Genomic DNA, 19,522 nt, shown 5'->3' on the forward strand with positions numbered 1-19,522 from the left:
TTTTTCATCAAATAGAATAAAGGATAAATAATAGAAAATGAACATTTTAGACGATTTAAAACTACAATACAAAACAGGAGGTATGGTGCAAAAGTTAATCTTTTGGAACATAGGTTTCTTCTTGTTTTCATTGGTGTTTTTTTATAGTTTTTCTGCTGGGAAATTCCAAATTCCAACATGGATAGCGCTGTCGTCTGATTTAGGAACGTTCATTAGAACACCTTGGACATTAATCACATTCAATTTCTTTCATGCGGGATTTTTACATTTGATTTTTAATCTTATAGTGCTTCATTTTTCTGGACGTTTATTCAATACCTATTTTACAGATAAGCAATTGTTTGGTGTGTATGTTTTAGGTGGAATTTTCTCTGGGTTAACATTCGTTCTATCCTATATTTTTATTGGAAAAGCAGGTTTATTGGTTGGAGCAAGTGGTGCTATTATGGCTATTTTAATTGCAACAGCAACGTATGCGCCTTTTATGTTGTTGCGCATTCCGTTAATAGGAATTGTCAAGCTTTGGCATGTCGCTTTTGTGATTTTATTAGTAGATTTAATTCAAATGCCGTTAGATAATACAGGCGGACATCTGGCACATCTTGGCGGAGCTTTATTCGGATTTATCTACATAAAATTATTGCAATCAGGTACAGATATTACGAAGCCTTTTTCAGCTTTATTAGATGCTTTTGCAAATCTTTTCAAACCAAAAAAGAAAACACCATTTAAAAAAGTGCATCGCAATACAACAAAAAAAGGTGTAAATTCGTTTCAAGAGAATAAAGATGTAACACAAAAGCAGATTGATGATATTTTAGATAAAATCAGTAAATCGGGCTATGATAGTTTAACAAAAGAAGAAAAAGAATTCCTATTTAAAGCAGGAAAGTAATCGATGCGCAAACAAACATGGTTGAGTAAAATAATGTTCTTTTTTAATATAGTTCTTGCTATATTAACTTTTCTTGCGTATTTATTACCTTTTTTAGCACCAAAAGCTTTTCCTTTTTTAAGTGTTTTGACACTTATAATGCCGTTGTTTTTAATTTTAAACTTTTTCTTTTTCGTGTATTGGCTATTACAATTAAAACGCCAAATGTTATTGTCTGGAATTTTATTGTTGTTAGGAATAACTTTTATAAACCGTTTTTATAAGTTTTCAGAAACGAATTTACCAAAAGAAGATACTGATTTTAAGGTAATGTCATACAACGTTAGATTGTTTAATATTTACGAATGGTTGCCTAAAGATGATGTGGCCGAACAAATTTCAAAACTAATAAACGAAAAGTCTCCTGATATTTTATGTTTGCAAGATTTTACTACAAATGATAATGTCGATTTTAGTCGATATCCTTATTCTTATGTGAAATTGAATGGTGAAAACCTAAAATACGGGCAAGCCATTTATTCTAATTACAAAATCATAAACAAAGGTGAAATTGAATTCCCGGATTCTTTTAACAATGCTATTTTTGCGGATGTATTAAAAGGAAAAGATACGGTTAGAGTATATAGTATTCACTTGCAATCGGTTAAAATTAGTGCGGATATTAATGAGAAAATTGATGAAGCTAAATCGAAGTTTATCTTAAAAAGATTGAGTTTAGCTTTTGGAAAACAACAACAACAATCAGAGATTATAAGTGAGCATTTCGAAAATTGTTCTTACCCAAAAATCATTTGTAGTGACTTGAATAACAGCGCTTTTTCCTATGTTTACAGAACCATTAAAGGCGACATGAAAGATGCTTTTGAAGAAGCGGGAACTGGTTTTGGAAAATCGTATAATTTCAAATATTATCCTGCCCGAATTGATTTTATCTTGGTAGATGATGCAATTCAGGTAAAACAATTTAAATCAATTGATACCTTTTTTCAAAGCGATCACTTCCCACAAATAACGCGCTTGAATTTGGAGAAAAAAGAAGAAAAATAAAATTAAACTTGTTGGTTCTTCAAATAATCAACAGCATATCTTCCTTCGTTAAATAATAAATCCAGAATACTTAAATTGTTGATAAATCCATGTTTTTCATTGAAAACCTGAGTGTATTCTTCTAATTGAGAGTTGTCTTTTTTACCGTTTACTAAATGTCTGAAATCTGAATAATCAGAAGCTTCATGAAAAAATTCAGAGGTCTTTTCTGGTTGGATTTTAATTCCCAATGAATCGTTTACCAATTGAAAAACTTCTAAATTCAAATCCATTAAAAACTCATGTTTCTTTTCAAATAACGGACGGAAATCATCTTCAAAATATTCAAAGAAAGGCGAAGTTCGGTAAGCAGCTTCAAGTGATTTAAAGTGGTTTTTTTGCCATCCAAAATCGTTTTCAATACGAACATCTTTGTATTTCTGATGTTTTTCAACAGCATGTTTTACTGGAATATTTAGTAATTGAACACCATTTGGACTATAAATATACATCCTGTTTCTATTGGTTTGTTTTTGGAAATTATCTTCCATTTCAAACGTAACCGAATCAGCCTTAATCATAGCTATATAATGACTAATTGATGGGAAATAAGTAGGATGTATAAGAATATTCATTTTGGTAATTTGAAATTATGCTTCTTCTTTGTTTTTCTTTTTCTTTCTAAAATAATCAAAAGCAAAGTAAGCTGCTAAAGCAATTAAGAAATATTGAAAATAAGATTTTGGTTGGCCATCACCGCTAACAGTTGTAAATAACCTATCCCAACGAATGCTCCAGTTTTTAAGACCATCGTTGATGCCATCGATACTCATCCAAATGAAAATTGGTTTTCCAACGATATGATCAGCTGGAACAAATCCCCAATAACGAGAATCTTCAGAATTATGGCGGTTGTCTCCCATCATCCAAAAATAATCTTGCTTAAAGGTGTAAGAAGTTGCAATCTGACCATTAATTCTTATTTCATTACCATTTATTTTTAAATCATTTCCTTCGTATTCTTTAATGATTCTTTTGTAAAAAGGTAATGTTTCTTGATTTAATGCTACAGTTTTTCCAGCTGCTGGGATTTCAATAGGTCCTAGATTATCTTTAGTCCAATTTTTTTGGTTTGGACCATGAGGGAAAATCTCATATTTCTCAATAGTTTGTGTAACCGCTTTTTGAGATTTAATAAAGTTAACGATATCTGTTTGAATATAATCTACAAATAATAAGTTGTCATCTTTTCTAATGGTTGCACTTATTTTATTTTCTTTTAATTTTTCAACAATGTTTTCAATTTCAGAAATATTTTGTTTTGGGTCTAATTTAAAAACATAAGAAAAAATAGTATTTGTAGTATCAATGTTTTTTTGAAGAAGTTTTAATCCTTCAATTTTTTTCAATTTTTCTACATTTTCACTCGTGATTGCAGGAAATACTACTTTGTTTTGATATCGTTGAAATTTATCACTTCTGTAAGTGTTTAATTCAAAAAGTTGGTTTTCATTAATTGGAGTTTTCTCATCAAATTCTGTATAATAAGAATACTGTGTTTTTGCTCTTTCAGGTAAATTTTCAATTTTACCATTGATGAATAAGTCACCATTTTTTATTTCTAGTTTATCTCCAGGTAAACCAACACATCTTTTTACATAATTTGTTTTTTTATCTATAGGCTTCTCAGCATATCTATGTAATCCATCTCTAAACATATATACTGTATCGGTTGGCCAATTGAATACTACAATATCATTGCGTTCGATTTTTTGTAACGCAGGAAATCTAAAATAAGGCAATGAAGGTTTAGCACTATATGATTTTACTTTTACAATTGGTAAAGTATCATGAACCATTGGTGCAGCAATTGGAGTCATAGGAGTTCTTGCTCCGTAATGAAATTTACTTACGAATAAAAAGTCACCCACCAATAACGATTTTTCTAACGATGATGTTGGAATAGTATATGGTTGAATAAAATACGTGTGAACTAATGTGGCAACAACAATTGCAAAAGATAATGAACCTAACGTATCCATTGTTTTGTTTGGTGCCGTTAAATCGCGATTGGCATGATAAGTAGTTTCTTGTGTGTAATTTACATAGGCGATGTAAAAGCCTAATGTTACTACTCCTAAAACCATATCAAGAGTTGATTTTTTATCAAAAGTTCTTAGGGTTTCAATCCAAATTATTGGAAATAAAAACAAGTTAATAACTGGAATAAAAAGCAATAAAATCCACCATTTTGGTCGGTTGATGATTTGCATTAAAACAATTCCGTTATACACCGGAATAAATGCTTCCCATGCTTTTCTACCTGCTTTTACATATAATTTCCAAGTTCCAATTCCGTGAATTACCTGAACTAATAAGATAAAAATTAACCAACCTGATATTTCCATAATTTTATTTTGCTATAAGCGTTAAGCAATATGCTTTAAGCTCTGTTTATTTATTATTATATTTCTTGTTGCCTAAAGCCTATAGCTTAGAGCCATTAAAAAGAACATCTTTCATAGTAAAAACCCCTTTTTTTCCAACTAACCATTCCGAAGCAACAACAGCTCCTAATGCAAAACCTTCTCTGCTGTGAGCGGTGTGTTTGATTTCGATTTGGTCAACTTCGCTATCATAGAAAATACTATGCGTTCCAGGAACGTTTTCGATGCGTTTTGCTTCAATATGTATTTCGTTACTAATTGGGGTTTCTAATGTCCAATTAGAATAATCAGTATGCTTGATAACGCCTTCTGCTAATGTAATGGCTGTTCCGCTTGGTGCATCTAATTTTTGTGTGTGATGAATTTCTTCCATTGAAACGTTATATTGTTTCAAATTGGCCATCATTTTGGCTAAGTATTCGTTTAATTCAAAAAATACATTTACACCTAAACTAAAATTTGAAGCATAAATAAAACTTCCATTTTTAGCTTCACATAAGTTTACCATTTTTGGATAGTCTGCAACCCAACCTGTAGTTCCTGAAATAACAGGAATCCCATTGTTTAAACATTCCGAAATATTGGTAATAGCACTATCAGGCACACTAAAGTCGATAGCAACATCAGCATTTAACAATCCTTCAAAAGTGTTATCCTGATCTTTTTTTAATACAATTTCATGTCCTCTTTCTAAAGCTATTCTTTCAATAACTTTACCCATTTTTCCGTATCCTAAAAGTGCAATTTTCATAGTAGTTAGTTGTAGTTTTGATCTTATTGTTACCTAATATTTTGTTAAAAACTATAGGTTAATGTCATTCCGTAGTTGAATTTGTAATCAATTTGATTTTGATTCATATCGGGTTTTAAAGAAAGATTGTCGTTAACATTGAACTGCATCAAGTGTGCGTCAATATTAGCATCAACGATGTTTAGAATGTATATTCCAGCTGTAATTAATGCAGATAAATCTCTGTTTCTTTGATGAAATTTTTGCCCACGAATTAATCGGTCATTATCTAAATCGCCATAAATTGGGTGATTTGGATTTGAAGTTCCGTCTAATCGTCTTTTGTATTCATCTCTAAATCCTTGGTATTTTTTTTGATTCCAGCTATAAGAATAAATACCTACACCTAGACCTATGTAAACAATAGGAACTTTCCAATATTTTTTGTTATAAGCTTGACCAAGTCCAGGTACCAATGCAGAATAAAAAGCGGCTCTAGCAGGACGATTTGGGTCAATAATAGCTTTAACCGTATCTTGCGTTTTTAGCGTCATTTCCTCTTGTGCTCTTCCTTTAAAACTTAGAAAAAGACAAGTTAAAATAAATATGTAGTGTAGCCTTCTCACTAAGAGTTGATTAATTTTAAAATACGATTAAAGTCTTCTTCTGAATGGAAAGGAATTGTGATTTTTCCTTTTCCATTGCCAGCTACTTTAACATCAACTTTTGTTCCGAAATAGTTAGCAAAGGCTTTTTTCTCATCTTCTTTGATGTCAAATGAGTTGCCTTTTGCAGGTTTAGCTGTTTTTGGTTTTAAACTATCTTGATAATTTTTAACTAAAGCTTCTGTTTCTCTAACCGAAAGATTTTGAGTTACCACTTTATGATAAATATCGCTTTGAACATCTTGATTGTCAATGTTAATCAACGCTCTTCCGTGTCCCATCGAAATAAAACCATCTCTCATTCCTGTTTGAATAATTGGGTCTAATTTCAATAAACGAAGATAATTGGTAATAGTTGAACGTTTTTTACCAACGCGCTCGCTCAATTCTTCTTGCGTTAAATTGATTTCTTCGATTAATCTTTGATACGAAATAGCCACCTCAATTGGATCTAAATCATGACGTTGGATGTTTTCCACCAAAGCCATAACCAAAGATTCATTGTCATTAGCTAAACGAATATAAGCCGGAATCGTTTTTAATCCAATTAATTTAGAAGCGCGCAAACGACGTTCTCCCGAAATTAATTGGAACTTATTAAATTCTAATTTTCTAACAGTAATCGGTTGAATTACACCTAATTCTTTAATCGATTTGGCTAATTCTTGTAAAGTTTCTTCGTTAAAATTCGTTCTCGGTTGAAACGGATTAATTTCAATCGATTCGATATCTAATTCAATAATATTTCCTACAACTTTATCTGCGTTTTTGTCCTCAACCGATTTGATGTCGTTTTCAGGATCTTTCAATAAAGCCGATAATCCTCTTCCTAAGGCTTGTTTTTTTACCGCTTTTGTCATCTTCTCTATTATTGATTTTTCTTAATAATTTCCTCAGCCAAGTTCAAATAATTTGAAGCTCCTTTACTCGTAGCGTCATAGTTAATGATGCTTTCTCCAAAACTTGGTGCCTCGCTCAATTTGATATTTCTTTGAATAATCGTTTCAAAAACCATATCGTTAAAGTGTTTTTGAACTTCTTCAACCACTTGGTTCGATAAACGTAAACGAGAATCGTACATGGTTAATAACAATCCTTCAATATCTAAATTCGGATTATGTATTTTTTGAACACTTTTAATCGTATTTAATAATTTTCCTAAACCTTCTAATGCAAAATATTCGCACTGAATTGGAATTACAACACTATCAGCAGCTGTTAATGCATTTAATGTTAATAATCCTAAAGAAGGCGCACAGTCAATTAAAATATAATCGTATTTATCTTTAATGCTTTCCAATGCTTGTTTTAGCATGTACTCGCGATTTTCTTTGTCTACTAATTCAATTTCGATAGCCACCAAGTCAATATGAGCTGGAATCACCGAAACATTTGGTGCCGAACAAGAAACGGTTGCTTCTTCAGGTGTAGCGCTATGTTCTAGAACTTGATACGAACCAATTTCCACACTTTCTACATCGATTCCTAAACCCGAACTGGCATTAGCCTGTGGATCAGCATCGATTAAAAGCACTTTCTTTTCTAAAACACCAAGAGACGCCGCTAAGTTAACAGATGTAGTTGTTTTTCCTACACCACCTTTTTGATTGGCAATTGCAATGATTTTACCCATTTGATAGTTAAAAATTTTAAGTCGTAAAAATACAATTATTTATGGTTTTTTCAAGGCAATTTTGTTAACAATGGGTTAAAGTCTTGTTTAGTTGAAGATTAGCTTTTTTTTTGTATGAAATTGCGCTTAATATTGTCCTTCGACTTTTAAATCTGATTCAGTTTTTCAGCCGCGGCAATTAAAGTTTCATCCGTTTTAGCGAAACAAAAACGAAGCATATGTCTATCCGTAGCATCATTGTAAAAAACGGAAATCGGAATGGAAGCCACACCATGATTTACAATCAATTCTTTAGCAAAATCCACATCGTTTTTGGATGAAATTTGGTTGTAATTCACCACTTGAAAATACGTTCCATCGCAAGGCATTAACTCAAAACGACTGTCTTTTATTAGGTTTTGAAACAAATCGCGTTTGCGTTGGTACATTTTCGAAACTTCGCTAAAATCAACTACATTCAAATATTCCGAAATAGCATGTTGCGAAAAACTATTCACACTAAACACTAAAAATTGATGTACTTTCTTCATTTCGTACATTAGATTTTCAGGTGCAATTAAGTAACCCACTTTCCAACCCGTAACGTGTAATGATTTTCCAAAAGACGAAGCAATTATCGTTCGTTCTACTAATTTTGGACGTGTATTAAATGAAATATGCGGTTGCGAAAATGTAATATATTCGTAAACTTCGTCTCCCAAAATAAGAATTTGTGGATGTTTTTCTAAAATGGTTTCTAAAGCTTCAAAATCTTGTTCTGTCCAAATTCTTCCCGTAGGATTGTGTGGATTATTGATGATAATCATTTTTGTTTTAACAGAAATCGCGCTTTCAATTCGGTTGAAATTCGGTGTGTAATCATCGTTTAATGAAACACGAACTGGTTTACCACCCGCAACCAAAACTGAAGGTTCGTAACTGTCATAACTTGGATCTAAAATCAACACTTCATCGCCATGATTCACAAACGTGTTAATTGCTGTAAAAACGCCTTGTGTAGCGCCAGCGGTAATTAACATTTCAGTTGCGGTATTGACTTTTCTACCGTATTGTTTTAAAGTTTGATTCGCAATTTTTTCCAATAACGAAGGCAAACCCGCCATTGGTGTATATTGGTGAATGTTTTCTCGAATAATACGTTCCGAAATTTGCAACAAACGTTCGTCTTCAGGGAAATTTGGAAATCCTTGCGATAAATTAATGGCTCCGTGCTCGTTCGCTAATTGCGACATTACAGAGAAAATACTGGTTGTGATGTTAGGTAGTTTTGACATGGAACAAAAATATAAAAAATATACACGCTTTAATCTCTTCAAATTACTTTATTTTGTGGTTTAATTCTGAGATTTTGAAGATAATTATATTGACACCAATGGAAATTGAACGAGAAAAAGTACTTAACGCTTTAGATCGAATTTCCAATTTGAATCATATTTACGAAGTAATCGTTTCTGGAATTGGTCGTGAAAGTACGGCTAAGGCGATGATGCAAATGCCACCACACGATATTTGTGTATTAATGGGTTTTGCTGCTGTAGTAGGAAAAGAAGCTCATTTGCCCGATTATTTGCATTTAGGAAAACCTATCGAAATTACTAATGCCTCGCTATACGGTTACGAAGGCGGTTTGTTTGAAAACGGAAAACCCATTATCACCGAAAAACCAAAGCTAAATTTACCTTGTTTGTCTTCCTTAACTTCCGACAAGTTTGTAAGAACAACCGATTTAGCCGAGAAAACGGTTGTAAATATGGAAGATTACACTTTTAAATATTTGAAAAAACCACAAGATTTTATCGTGCGCATCATCTCCGATTTTTTACCGCACGAAACCGAAATCGACTTTTTTGAAGAAGTGAAAGGGATTGATTTTTTGGAAGGTGTGATGGCGGTGGATGGTTATTTGGAACGTAGATAACACGAATGCTTTGCAACGCTGATTTTACAGATTTTATAAAAAGAAAACACCAACATTTCTGCTGGTGTTTTTTATTTCTAGATGCTGAAATGAGTTCAGCATGACAAGTTTTTATTTATTCCTCCAATAAAACCTCTAAAATCGTAATCGCGGCATCGCTAATTTTAGTTCCAGGACCAAAAACCGCTACAGCTCCGGCGTCGAATAAGAATTGGTAATCTTGTGCAGGAATTACACCACCAACAATTACCATAATATCTTCTCTTCCGTATTTTTTTAGTTCTTCAATAACTTGTGGTACTAAGGTTTTGTGTCCCGCTGCTAAAGAAGAAACGCCTAAAATGTGCACGTCGTTTTCAACCGCTTGTTTGGCTGCTTCTTGTGGTGTTTGGAATAATGGACCAATGTCTACGTCAAATCCAACATCAGCATAACCTGTTGCTACTACTTTTGCTCCACGATCGTGACCATCTTGTCCCATTTTCGCAATCATAATACGAGGACGACGACCTTCTTTCTTCGCGAAAGCATCGGCTAATTGTTTTGCTTTTTCAAAACTTTCGTCGTTTTTAATTTCTTTACTATACACGCCGCTAAAACTTCTAATTTGTGCTTTATATCTTCCAAAAACTACTTCTAAAGCATCACTAATTTCACCTAATGTAGCTCTGTTTCGTGCTGCTTCTACTGCTAAAGATAGTAAATTTTCACCACCATTTTTAGCGCTTTCGGTTAATTTTGCTAAACATTCGGCAACTTTAGCGTTATCACGAGTCGCTTTAATTTGTTCTAAACGTTCAATTTGTTGTTTGCGCACCATTTGGTTATCTACATCCAAAATATGTAACGGATCTTCTTTTTCCAAACGGTATTTGTTCACCCCAACAATAATATCTTGACTGCTGTCGATACGGGCTTGTTTACGCGCAGCAGCTTCTTCAATTCTTAATTTTGGAATTCCAGCTTCAATGGCTTTTGTCATTCCGCCTAATTCTTCTACTTCTTCAATTAAAGCCCAAGCTTTTTCTGCAATTTCAGCTGTTAAACTTTCTACATAATAACTTCCTGCCCAAGGATCCACCGTTTTGCAAATTTTGGTTTCTTCTTGTAAAAAGATTTGGGTATTACGTGCAATTCGAGCCGAGAAATCGGTTGGTAGAGCAATCGCTTCGTCTAAAGCATTGGTGTGTAACGATTGTGTTCCTCCAAAAGCTGCTGCGGCTGCTTCAATCGCAGTTCGAGCCACGTTATTAAAAGGATCTTGCTCGGTTAAACTCCAACCCGAAGTTTGGCAATGCGTTCTTAAAGCCAATGATTTTTCGTCTTTAGGGTTGAATTGTTTCAATAGTTTTGCCCAAAGCATACGACCGGCACGCATTTTTGCAATTTCCATAAAATGATTCATTCCAATCGCCCAGAAAAACGAAAGGCGAGGAGCGAACGTATCAATATCCATTCCAGCTGCTAAACCTGTGCGAATGTATTCCAAACCATCTGCTAAAGTGTAAGCTAATTCAATATCAGCAGTAGCTCCCGCTTCTTGCATGTGGTAACCCGAAATAGAAATCGAGTTGAATTTTGGCATGTTTTTACTCGTATATTCAAAAATATCGGCAATAATTTTCATCGAAGGCGTAGGTGGATAAATGTAGGTATTTCGCACCATGAATTCCTTCAAAATATCATTCTGAATCGTTCCTGATAATAGGTTAGGAGTAACGCCTTGTTCTTCCGCTGCCACAATATAGAATGCCATAATAGGTAAAACCGCACCATTCATCGTCATCGAAACCGACATTTCACCTAATGGAATTTGGTCGAAAAGTACTTTCATATCTTCCACCGAGTCAATCGCAACTCCAGCTTTTCCAACATCACCAACAACACGTTCGTGATCCGAATCGTAACCTCTGTGTGTTGCTAAATCGAAGGCAACGGATAAACCTTTTTGTCCAGCGGCCAAGTTTCTTCTGTAAAAAGCATTACTTTCTTCAGCAGTCGAAAATCCTGCATATTGACGAATCGTCCAAGGTCTGCGAACGTACATGGTAGCGTAAGGTCCGCGTAAATTGGGTGCAAAACCAGCGCCAAAACCAAGATGTTCTAAATCGGAAATGTCTTCTTTAGTGTAAGTTGGTTTTAACTCGATGTTTTCGGCTGTGGTGAAGTGTTGTTTTTCAGAAACTTCTAACTTCTGACTTCTAACTTCTAACTTTAAATGTTGTATATCTTTTCTCATGATTATTGCTCTTGAGATAATCGTTCTTGTTCTAATTTTTCAGCCAAACGTTTTTCGATAATTGGTGTGATTAACGTTTTTCTGGCGTTTTGTTTTACGAAAGGATACAATTCCAAGTCGTTTTTCATTTGGTCGTTTTTGTTTGGATACTTATTGGTTCCCAATAAAACTTCTTTCCCTGAATCGAAAAGTTCTTGTTCTTTTTGAGCACTTTCGTTGATTTTTCTTTGAATGGTTCCATCGATTAATTGCGAAATCAATCCACCATTTTTCTCGATATCTTTGAATAATTCCAAAGCTTTTTCTGCTAATTGTTCTGTTAATGTTTCAATGTAATAAGCACCATCAGCAGGATTATTCACTTTGTCAAAATAACTTTCGTGTTTTAAAACTAACAATTGGTTTCTTGAAATTCTATCACCAAACTCGTTGTCTTTGTGATAAATTGCATCGTAAGCTAAATTCGCAACCGCATCTGCTCCACCTAAAATGGCCGACATACATTCCGTAGTCGTTCGCAACATGTTTACGTTGTAATCGTATAAGGTTTTGTTGCGTTTGGTTGGTGTTGCGATGATATGGCAATCAAAATTATGGTTGTATTCTGATGCTAATGTGTTGAATAAAATACGTAATGCTCTTAGTTTCGCAATTTCGAAAAAGTAATTTGTTCCAACAGCAACTTCAATCGTAATCGGTTGGTTGATGGCTGGAATTCTATTGAAATATTCGTTTGCTTGCGCTAAAGTGTAAGCCAATTGTTGCACGATATTCGCTCCTGCATTTTGATAAATTCTACTTGAAATAGTTAAAAACGGAACAGTTGTTTTTGAAGCAATTGTGTTTAGTTTTTCGAAATCTTTTTCAAGGTTTTCAAACCAATTTCCGTCTTTTGCTAATTGTCCGATTGGATCGTTTTGGATAAAGATGTTAGCATTGTTTTTTGCCTTAAAATCATTGATTTTATTCGAAAATTCAACAGAAAGAAAAGGTAAATTGAAATAATAATTCACATTTTCTAATGGAAGATTTTGCATTAATTCTTCAATTGAAACCGTATCGTTTTCTAATGTAAAGCGAACACTTTCAGCTCCTCTTTGTAACGTTTCTAGCGCACGAGCGTTTGATTTTTGAACATCATGAACAAAAATATTTTGAACGATTGCAAAAGGTTTTATTGGAACAATGGCGTCAAGATTTATTGCTGTTTCATCATTGTGATAAAACGGTTTTACTTTTATGCCTTCTGGACTTTCCCAAACTAATGTTTCGTTGTAATCGGCACCTTTTAGTTCGTATTGAATTTGTTGCTTCCATTGTTTAGAAGAAACGGCTTCAAAATCGGAAAATAAATTGTTGTTAGCCACGAATTATATGTTTAATTGTTACTAGTTGTTTTCTCTGGTTCAGCTTTCTTTTCGCCTTCAAATTCGATGATGTAAATATCTTCGTTTTCGCGTTTCATATAATATTTTTCGCGAGCGTATTTTTCAACACGATCATCATTTTTAAGGTGTTTTATATTGGCGCTGTCTTTTTTGATTTCGGTTTTGTAGTATTGAATGTTGTCTTCAATTTCCTCAATTTCTTTATCTAAAACACGATGTTCTAAATAGGAATAATTGTCGAAAAATAACATCCAAACAATAAAGAAAAGTAATACCAAAATATAACGGTTCACTAAAAACCTTAGGAACGGATAATTGGCAATTAAATTCTTTATTTTTTTCATTTTAAGCGATTCTTTGATTAATTACAGCACGCACTACATCAATAGCAACCGTGTTGTATTTGTCATTTGGAATGATAATATCAGCAAAAGCTTTTGTAGGCTCGATGAATTGTTCGTGCATTGGTTTTAACGTGTTTTGATAGCGATTCAAAACTTCTTCCATGTCACGACCACGTTCTGCAATATCACGTTTTAAACGACGAATTAAGCGTTCGTCAGAATCGGCATGAACGTATACTTTAATGTCAAACATATCTCTTAATTCTGGATTGGTTAGAATTAAGATGCCTTCTACAATCATTACTTTTCTTGGATGTGTGATGACTTTATCGTCAGTTCTATCGTGAGTAACGAAAGAATAAACAGGTTGTTCGATTGTTTTTCCTGCTTTTAAATCTTTAAGATGTGTTACTAACAACTCAAAATCAATAGCTCTTGGATGGTCGAAATTAATTTTGGTACGCTCTTCATAACTCAGATGATGCGTTTCTTTGTAGTAAGAATCTTGAGAAATAATACCTACCTCAGTAGCAGGTAACTCATTCATAATCTGATGTACAACTGTTGTTTTTCCACTTCCGGTACCGCCGGCAATTCCAATAATTAGCATAAAGATTCTTAAATTGATTGTTTTAGCAAAAATAGAAATAATATTCTATGTGTTTTTTGTTTTGGTGAGAAAGTTTTGGGAATAAATGCTAAAAAAATATAGGTTTTAGAACGCGGATAAAACAGATGCTTTGCATCGCAGATAGAAAACAGATTTTTATAAATGAAAAAAGACCCTCAATTGAAGGTCTTTTGTCGGGGTGGCAGGATTCGAACCTGCGGCCTCCTGCTCCCAAAGCAGGCGCGATAACCGGGCTACGCTACACCCCGAATTTGTGAGTGCAAATATAGAACTATATTGTTATTTTCAAAACGTTTTTTAAAAATAAATTTAGTTTATTATGAAATAGTGAATTCTAATCTATTTTTAAGAAATAATTTTAATTAAAAACTTACATTTGCTACTCTTAAAAGAATAAAGTTATGTCAGATACAATCGAAAAAGTAAAATGCTTAATTATAGGTTCTGGTCCAGCGGGATATACTGCGGCTATTTATGCGGCTAGAGCGAATATGAATCCTGTTTTATATCAAGGACAACAACCAGGTGGTCAATTAACAACAACTAATGAAGTTGAAAACTTTCCAGGATATCCTGAAGGTGTAACCGGACCTGAGATGATGGTTCAGTTGCAAGAACAAGCAAAACGTTTTGGTTCAGATATTCGTGATGGTTGGGCTACAAAAGTAGATTTCTCTGGAGATATTCATAAAGTTTGGATTAATGATACTATAGAAATCCATGCAGAAACGGTAATTATTTCTACTGGAGCTTCTGCTAAATATTTAGGATTAGAATCGGAACAACACTATTTAAAATTAGGTGGTGGTGTTTCCGCTTGTGCGGTTTGTGACGGATTTTTCTATAGAAATCAGGAAGTAGTAATCGTAGGAGCAGGAGATAGTGCGTGTGAAGAAGCACATTACTTATCTAAATTATGTAAAAAAGTAACGATGTTAGTTCGTAGTGATAAATTTAGAGCTTCTAAAATTATGGCTGAACGTGTTCAAAAAACTGAAAACATCGAAATTTTAATGAATACTGAAACAGAAGAAGTTTTAGGTGACGGACAAGTTGTTACTGGAGTTAAAGCAAAAAATAGAGCAACAGGAGAAGTTGTTGAAATTCCAGCAACAGGATTTTTCGTAGCGATTGGTCACAAACCAAATACTGATATTTTTGCTGATTTCATTACGTTAGACGAAACAGGTTACATCGTAAATGTACCTGGAAGTTCTAAAACAAATGTAGCAGGTGTATTTGTAGCAGGTGATGCTGCTGATCATGTATATCGTCAGGCTATTACAGCTGCAGGTACTGGTTGTATGGCAGCATTAGATGCAGAACGTTATATTGCTTCGAAAGAGTAACCTTTAAATTATAAAATCATGAATACTAAAAAAATCTTTTTATTGGTGTTTTTTATTGGTGTTTCTGGTTTGGTATTTTATTTTGCCAATGCAAAAAGCACTTCAACTTTACCATCTCCAAAATTTATTCCTGTAGAAGAACAAAAAGTAGTTGGATTTTATGATTGGGCATTAATTGGTCCAAGTGGAGTAGAAAAAAGCATGTATGTGGATCAAAATAATGTAATCTTAATTCACATGTGGGATTTAAATAATTCAAATGCTGTGGAAGAATTAGAATTGCTACAAACTATTTATGACGAATATAAAACGAAGGCTCAGTTTTACTTTGTGACTAAAAATTCACAGATAGAGGTTCGTAATTTTATTGAAAAACATCAATTTACATTTCCAGTGTATTTTAGTTTGAGTCGAATTCCGAAGCCTATGGAATTCACCACTTTTCCTTCTACCTATTTATTAAGTAAAAAAGGAAGAATTGTAGTGGAATCTAAAGTAGCAACCAATTGGGATGACGATGCGTTTAGGATTGTCATGGATAACTTGGTGAAAAAATAAATAAAAAGCTCTTAGTGAAAACTAAGAGCTTTTTCGTTTAATGAGTTTGTGATTGGTTTTATCTCAAAGTGAAATTTTTAATCACAAAAACCTTTTTTGATGTTGAATCAAAAATATAATAATCAGATCCTATTTCTGAGGAAACATATCTAGGTTTTAAGTTTACTAAAGAATCAATTTTTCCATCTAAAAAACCATCTAATAAATTTTTCTCTTCTTTGAAATTTTTATTTTCAGTTGCAATATTAATCCTTTTCTTATTTTCGGAAGTGTTATTTATATAGAATACTTTTTGCGTGTTTTTATCATATAGAATTGATTTATATTCATCAACTCCTGCTATTGGTAAATGATTAACCCACGAAAAGATGTAAATAAAATCACCCTTTATATCTTTTTTTAATTTTTTAAAAATTTCTTTATTTGGTCTGAAACCTTTGTCTCTTAAAACAATTTTATCTTCGTAGTTATTTTCATATTCTTCTTTTATATCAATTATTAGATTGTAATTTTTATTACTACAACCACATATTATAAATAAATAAAAAAGTAGCGTAATTGGTTTCATTTTGTTTAATATTATCTAATTCGACAGATCAAATATACCAAAATCAATCTCGACAAAAACAAAAAAAGCTCCTAGTTTACACTAAGAGCTTTTGAAATTTTATGCTATCTACTAATAGTAACTGTATCTTCTTACTTTAGCAATGTATTTCGCTAAACGAATAACTTGATGGCTGTAACCATATTCGTTATCATACCATACATACATTACAATGTTTTTTCCGTCTCCAGAAACAATGGTAGCGTTACTATCAAAAATAGCAGGAGCAGAAGTTCCTACGATATCTGAAGATACTAATTCATTGTTTAAAGAGTATTTAATTTGCTCTACAAGATCACCTTCTAAAGCGTATTTTTTCATAATGTTGTTTACTTCTTCAATTGAAGTGTTTTTTCCAACTTCTAAATTCAATACTACTAATGAACCGTTTGGAACAGGAACACGAATCGCATTTGAAGTTAATTTTCCAGCTAATGCAGGTAAAGCTTTTGCAACAGCACTTCCAGCGCCAGTTTCTGTAATAACCATGTTTAAAGCAGCGGCACGACCTCTACGGTATTTTTTGTGCATGTTATCTACTAAGTTTTGGTCATTTGTATAAGCGTGAATCGTTTCTAAGTGTCCTTTTACAACTCCTAAAGTATCTTCAACAGCTTTTAAAACTGGAGTAATCGCATTGGTTGTACAAGAAGCAGCAGAGAAAATATTTACTTCGTCTGGGTTATAATCTTCATGATTTACTCCGTAAACGATATTTGGAACTCCTTTTCCAGGTGCTGTCAATAAAACTTTGTCAGCTCCTTTAGAAGTTAAATGACGTTTTAATGCTTCTTCAGTAGTGAAAGCTCCTGTATTGTCGATTACTAATGCATCTTCAATTCCGAAAGCCGTATAATCAATTTCTTCTGGTGTGTTAGCTGTAATGATGTGAACTGTTGTTCCATTAATCAATAAAGCATTGTTTTCTGGATCTGCAATTACCGAGCCATTGAAGTCACCATGAACAGAATCGTAACGTAATAAAGATGCTCTTTTTTCTAATAAAACAGCGTCATTTTTATCTCTAGTTACAATCGCTCTTAAACGTAATTGTTGTCCTTTTCCAATTTTCGACATTAATTCACGAGCTAATAAACGACCAATTCTACCAAATCCGTATAACACGACATCTTTTGGTTTTATTTCTTGGAAGTTTTTTGCATTTTTTAATTTGTCGATAACGAATGCTTTGGCATCATTGTATTTGTCGTCTTCTAAATGATATTCGTAAGTTAATTTTCCAATATCAATTCTTGATGGTGGTAAATCTAAATCTACAATAGCACTTGCAATCTCAACTGAGTCAAAAACGTTGATTGGTTTTTCAACAAAAGCACCAGCGTACTCGTGTAAGTTGATGATTTCACTTACGTTTTTATCGATCAATTGATTACGGAATAAAACCAATTCAATTGATTTGTCATACCATAAATCACTGATGATTTTAATGAATTCTACACCAGCTTTTCTTCTGTCTGCCTGAAAAGCTAATTCTTTTTCGTATAAAGAGATATTGCTCATGAAAATAAATGTGTTGTTTTGTGGTGCAAAAGTATAGATTTCAATCGTTTTCGTAAAATTTTTTTAATAAAAAAACCAGACAAAAATAATGTCTGGTTTTAAAGTTCATTTATTAATGTGTTTTTACATGATAATACTATACATCTGACCGTTTTTAGAAATAATTTGATAGCGTGCTTTCTGATTTTCTTTTTTAGCCAAATAGCTCGAAACAGTCTCCATATCTTTTGCTTTATTTCCGTCAATACTTAAAATTACAGCGCCGTCTAAAATGTCACTATATTCGGCATATTCAGGATTGTTGACTTTCTTAATTTTGATGCCTTCTTTAACGTTGAATTGTTTTTTATCAGCAGCATCAAGATCTTCAAATTCAATTCCGTTGAATTCGTAATTTAAAATTTCTTTTTTAGTCAACTTAACCGGAAGTGTTTTTTGTTTTCCATCACGTAAAACACTTACTTGAATGACATCATTAGGGCGTTTTGTATTAATATATGCTGATAATTCGGCAAAACCATTGATCTTTTTATCGTCTAATTGTATAATAATATCACCTTTGGTTAATCCGGCTTTTTCAGCTCCCGAATTTTTAGTCACCTTATTAATATAGAAACCTTGTGTTTCTTTGATTCCTAATTCTTTTGCGTAATTCGAATTCAATTCGCCACCTTCAACTCCTAAAACACCTCTTTGAACATTTCCAAATTGCATTAAATCTTCAATAATTTTTCGAGTTAAATTCGATGGAACAGCAAACGAATATCCAGCATAACTTCCTGTAGGAGAAGAAATCATCGTATTAATTCCAATTAATTCCCCACGAGTGTTTACCAATGCGCCACCACTGTTTCCAGGATTCACCGCTGCATCGGTTTGGATAAACGATTGAATTCCGTTGTTGGATAAATTTCGAGCTTTTGCCGAAACAATTCCCGCAGTAACGGTAGAATTTAAGTTATACGGATTCCCAACTGCTAAAACCCATTCTCCCACTTTAATTGAGTCAGAATCACCAAAAACCGCATAAGGTAATTTTTCATCGGCTTCTACTTTTAAAAGCGCGACATCCATTTTAGAATCGGTTCCGACTAATTTTGCTTTGTAGGATTTGTTATTGTTTAGTGTAACTTCAATTTCAGTTGCATCTTGAATAACGTGATTATTGGTAACAATATAACCATCTTCGGTAATAATAACGCCCGAACCTGTTCCTATTTGTGTTTGTTCTCTTGGTCCTTGATAGCCATAGAAAAACTCCATTAAAGGATTGTTTGGTACTTTTGAAACACTCACGTTTTTTACGTGAACTACAGCATGAATCGTGTTTTCAGCTGCTGCGGTAAAATCAATGTTTTCTGCGCCTAAGTTTACATTTTTGGCATAATTAGGTGATGCAAGTGTTAGTTTTCCTGCATTATTTGGCTCTAAAAAGAATTTGTAAGCACCTAATGTTACAGCTCCACTCAAGAGCGATACGAGTAATAAACTTCCAAATTTTTTCATATGTATTAATTTTTGTTCACTCAAAATTATAATAAAAAATATTCCAAAAAATCACTTTAACGCTC

General features: G+C 33.1%; 19 protein-coding genes and 1 tRNA gene. 5 read left to right on the top strand and 15 right to left on the bottom strand.

Going from position 1 to position 19,522, the window contains the following annotated elements:
- Nucleotides 1–37 precede the first annotated feature (37 nt).
- Nucleotides 38–895, top strand: coding sequence for a rhomboid family intramembrane serine protease (locus tag OJ995_RS04290; protein WP_264368293.1), 858 nt, complete (start codon nt 38–40; stop codon nt 893–895).
- Between the two features lie 3 nt (nt 896–898).
- The gene (locus OJ995_RS04295; protein WP_264368294.1) at nt 899–1,942 is read left to right on the top strand and encodes an endonuclease/exonuclease/phosphatase family protein; all 1,044 of its coding nucleotides are present in this window, start codon (nt 899–901) and stop codon (nt 1,940–1,942) included.
- A 2-nt stretch (nt 1,943–1,944) separates the two neighbouring features.
- Here the strand turns inward: OJ995_RS04295 and OJ995_RS04300 are convergent, their stop codons facing one another.
- From OJ995_RS04300 to OJ995_RS04330, 7 genes are all read right to left on the bottom strand, one after another.
- Nucleotides 1,945–2,556 (bottom strand): WbqC family protein, encoded by a 612-nt coding sequence (locus OJ995_RS04300; RefSeq protein WP_264368295.1) that lies wholly within the window; start codon nt 2,554–2,556, stop codon nt 1,945–1,947.
- A gap of 15 nt (nt 2,557–2,571) precedes the next feature.
- Nucleotides 2,572–4,329, bottom strand: a complete 1,758-nt coding sequence (lepB, locus tag OJ995_RS04305; protein WP_264368296.1) for a signal peptidase I — start codon at nt 4,327–4,329, stop codon at nt 2,572–2,574.
- A gap of 79 nt (nt 4,330–4,408) precedes the next feature.
- A complete protein-coding gene (gene dapB / locus OJ995_RS04310) occupies nt 4,409–5,119 on the bottom strand; it encodes a 4-hydroxy-tetrahydrodipicolinate reductase (protein WP_264368297.1) in 711 nt (236 codons plus the stop codon).
- A 44-nt stretch (nt 5,120–5,163) separates the two neighbouring features.
- Nucleotides 5,164–5,652, bottom strand: coding sequence for a DUF5683 domain-containing protein (locus tag OJ995_RS04315; protein ID WP_284698664.1), 489 nt, complete (start codon nt 5,650–5,652; stop codon nt 5,164–5,166).
- A 71-nt stretch (nt 5,653–5,723) separates the two neighbouring features.
- Nucleotides 5,724–6,623 (bottom strand): ParB/RepB/Spo0J family partition protein, encoded by a 900-nt coding sequence (locus OJ995_RS04320; RefSeq protein WP_264368299.1) that lies wholly within the window; start codon nt 6,621–6,623, stop codon nt 5,724–5,726.
- Between the two features lie 8 nt (nt 6,624–6,631).
- Complete coding sequence (locus tag OJ995_RS04325) at nt 6,632–7,396, bottom strand: ParA family protein (protein WP_264368300.1); 765 nt, start codon at nt 7,394–7,396, stop codon at nt 6,632–6,634.
- Between the two features lie 146 nt (nt 7,397–7,542).
- Nucleotides 7,543–8,670, bottom strand: coding sequence for a methionine aminotransferase (locus OJ995_RS04330; protein WP_264368301.1), 1,128 nt, complete (start codon nt 8,668–8,670; stop codon nt 7,543–7,545).
- Nucleotides 8,671–8,744: 74 nt separating this feature from the next.
- Between OJ995_RS04330 and OJ995_RS04335 the strand changes: the two genes are divergently transcribed.
- The gene (locus OJ995_RS04335) at nt 8,745–9,314 is read left to right on the top strand and encodes a hypothetical protein (protein ID WP_264368302.1); all 570 of its coding nucleotides are present in this window, start codon (nt 8,745–8,747) and stop codon (nt 9,312–9,314) included.
- A 115-nt stretch (nt 9,315–9,429) separates the two neighbouring features.
- On the opposite strand, the gene scpA is transcribed toward OJ995_RS04335, so the two are convergent.
- The 5 genes from scpA to OJ995_RS04360 form a co-directional block, all read right to left on the bottom strand.
- A complete protein-coding gene (gene scpA, locus OJ995_RS04340; RefSeq protein WP_264368448.1) occupies nt 9,430–11,556 on the bottom strand; it encodes a methylmalonyl-CoA mutase in 2,127 nt (708 codons plus the stop codon).
- The gene (locus tag OJ995_RS04345; RefSeq protein ID WP_264368303.1) at nt 11,556–12,920 is read right to left on the bottom strand and encodes a methylmalonyl-CoA mutase subunit beta; all 1,365 of its coding nucleotides are present in this window, start codon (nt 12,918–12,920) and stop codon (nt 11,556–11,558) included. The genes scpA and OJ995_RS04345 overlap by 1 nt, the downstream gene beginning before the upstream one ends.
- Before the next feature lie 11 nt (nt 12,921–12,931).
- On the bottom strand, nt 12,932–13,285 hold the full coding sequence (locus OJ995_RS04350; RefSeq protein ID WP_264368304.1) for an FtsB family cell division protein: 354 nt from the start codon (nt 13,283–13,285) through the stop codon (nt 12,932–12,934).
- A gap of 1 nt (nt 13,286) precedes the next feature.
- On the bottom strand, nt 13,287–13,895 hold the full coding sequence (udk, locus tag OJ995_RS04355; protein WP_264368305.1) for a uridine kinase: 609 nt from the start codon (nt 13,893–13,895) through the stop codon (nt 13,287–13,289).
- A gap of 194 nt (nt 13,896–14,089) precedes the next feature.
- Nucleotides 14,090–14,164: transfer RNA gene (locus tag OJ995_RS04360), tRNA-Pro, on the bottom strand.
- A gap of 153 nt (nt 14,165–14,317) precedes the next feature.
- Here OJ995_RS04360 and trxB point away from each other — a divergent pair.
- Nucleotides 14,318–15,265 carry a thioredoxin-disulfide reductase gene (gene trxB, locus OJ995_RS04365; protein WP_264368306.1) on the top strand — a complete coding sequence of 316 codons (948 nt, stop codon included), beginning with the start codon at nt 14,318–14,320 and terminating at the stop codon, nt 15,263–15,265.
- 18 nt (nt 15,266–15,283) lie between these two features.
- A complete protein-coding gene (locus OJ995_RS04370; protein ID WP_264368307.1) occupies nt 15,284–15,823 on the top strand; it encodes a TlpA family protein disulfide reductase in 540 nt (179 codons plus the stop codon).
- Between the two features lie 58 nt (nt 15,824–15,881).
- Here the strand turns inward: OJ995_RS04370 and OJ995_RS04375 are convergent, their stop codons facing one another.
- The 3 genes from OJ995_RS04375 to OJ995_RS04385 all read right to left on the bottom strand — a co-directional run bounded on the left by OJ995_RS04375 (nt 15,882) and on the right by OJ995_RS04385 (nt 19,457).
- Nucleotides 15,882–16,391: a hypothetical protein gene (locus tag OJ995_RS04375; protein WP_264368308.1), complete on the bottom strand. Its 510-nt coding sequence runs from the start codon at nt 16,389–16,391 to the stop codon at nt 15,882–15,884.
- A gap of 111 nt (nt 16,392–16,502) precedes the next feature.
- Complete coding sequence (locus OJ995_RS04380) at nt 16,503–17,951, bottom strand: glyceraldehyde-3-phosphate dehydrogenase (protein ID WP_264368309.1); 1,449 nt, start codon at nt 17,949–17,951, stop codon at nt 16,503–16,505.
- A gap of 123 nt (nt 17,952–18,074) precedes the next feature.
- Nucleotides 18,075–19,457, bottom strand: coding sequence for a Do family serine endopeptidase (locus OJ995_RS04385; RefSeq protein ID WP_264368310.1), 1,383 nt, complete (start codon nt 19,455–19,457; stop codon nt 18,075–18,077).
- Nucleotides 19,458–19,522: the final 65 nt, after the last annotated feature.

The organism is Flavobacterium lacisediminis (assembly GCF_025909975.1).
GTDB lineage: Bacteria > Bacteroidota > Bacteroidia > Flavobacteriales > Flavobacteriaceae > Flavobacterium > Flavobacterium lacisediminis.

Excerpts from the sequence above, each read along its gene's own strand:
- OJ995_RS04290 (WP_264368293.1), top strand. The coding sequence starts at position 38 with ATGAACATTTTAGACGATTTAAAACTACAATACAAAACAGGAGGTATG.
- OJ995_RS04295 (WP_264368294.1), top strand. The coding sequence starts at position 899 with ATGCGCAAACAAACATGGTTGAGTAAAATAATGTTCTTTTTTAATATA.
- OJ995_RS04300 (WP_264368295.1), bottom strand. The coding sequence starts at position 2,556 with ATGAATATTCTTATACATCCTACTTATTTCCCATCAATTAGTCATTAT.
- lepB (WP_264368296.1), bottom strand. The coding sequence starts at position 4,329 with ATGGAAATATCAGGTTGGTTAATTTTTATCTTATTAGTTCAGGTAATT.
- dapB (WP_264368297.1), bottom strand. The coding sequence starts at position 5,119 with ATGAAAATTGCACTTTTAGGATACGGAAAAATGGGTAAAGTTATTGAA.
- OJ995_RS04315 (WP_284698664.1), bottom strand. The coding sequence starts at position 5,652 with ATGACGCTAAAAACGCAAGATACGGTTAAAGCTATTATTGACCCAAAT.
- OJ995_RS04320 (WP_264368299.1), bottom strand. The coding sequence starts at position 6,623 with ATGACAAAAGCGGTAAAAAAACAAGCCTTAGGAAGAGGATTATCGGCT.
- OJ995_RS04325 (WP_264368300.1), bottom strand. The coding sequence starts at position 7,396 with ATGGGTAAAATCATTGCAATTGCCAATCAAAAAGGTGGTGTAGGAAAA.
- OJ995_RS04330 (WP_264368301.1), bottom strand. The coding sequence starts at position 8,670 with ATGTCAAAACTACCTAACATCACAACCAGTATTTTCTCTGTAATGTCG.
- OJ995_RS04350 (WP_264368304.1), bottom strand. The coding sequence starts at position 13,285 with ATGAAAAAAATAAAGAATTTAATTGCCAATTATCCGTTCCTAAGGTTT.
- udk (WP_264368305.1), bottom strand. The coding sequence starts at position 13,895 with ATGCTAATTATTGGAATTGCCGGCGGTACCGGAAGTGGAAAAACAACA.
- trxB (WP_264368306.1), top strand. The coding sequence starts at position 14,318 with ATGTCAGATACAATCGAAAAAGTAAAATGCTTAATTATAGGTTCTGGT.
- OJ995_RS04370 (WP_264368307.1), top strand. The coding sequence starts at position 15,284 with ATGAATACTAAAAAAATCTTTTTATTGGTGTTTTTTATTGGTGTTTCT.
- OJ995_RS04375 (WP_264368308.1), bottom strand. The coding sequence starts at position 16,391 with ATGAAACCAATTACGCTACTTTTTTATTTATTTATAATATGTGGTTGT.
- OJ995_RS04380 (WP_264368309.1), bottom strand. The coding sequence starts at position 17,951 with ATGAGCAATATCTCTTTATACGAAAAAGAATTAGCTTTTCAGGCAGAC.
- OJ995_RS04385 (WP_264368310.1), bottom strand. The coding sequence starts at position 19,457 with ATGAAAAAATTTGGAAGTTTATTACTCGTATCGCTCTTGAGTGGAGCT.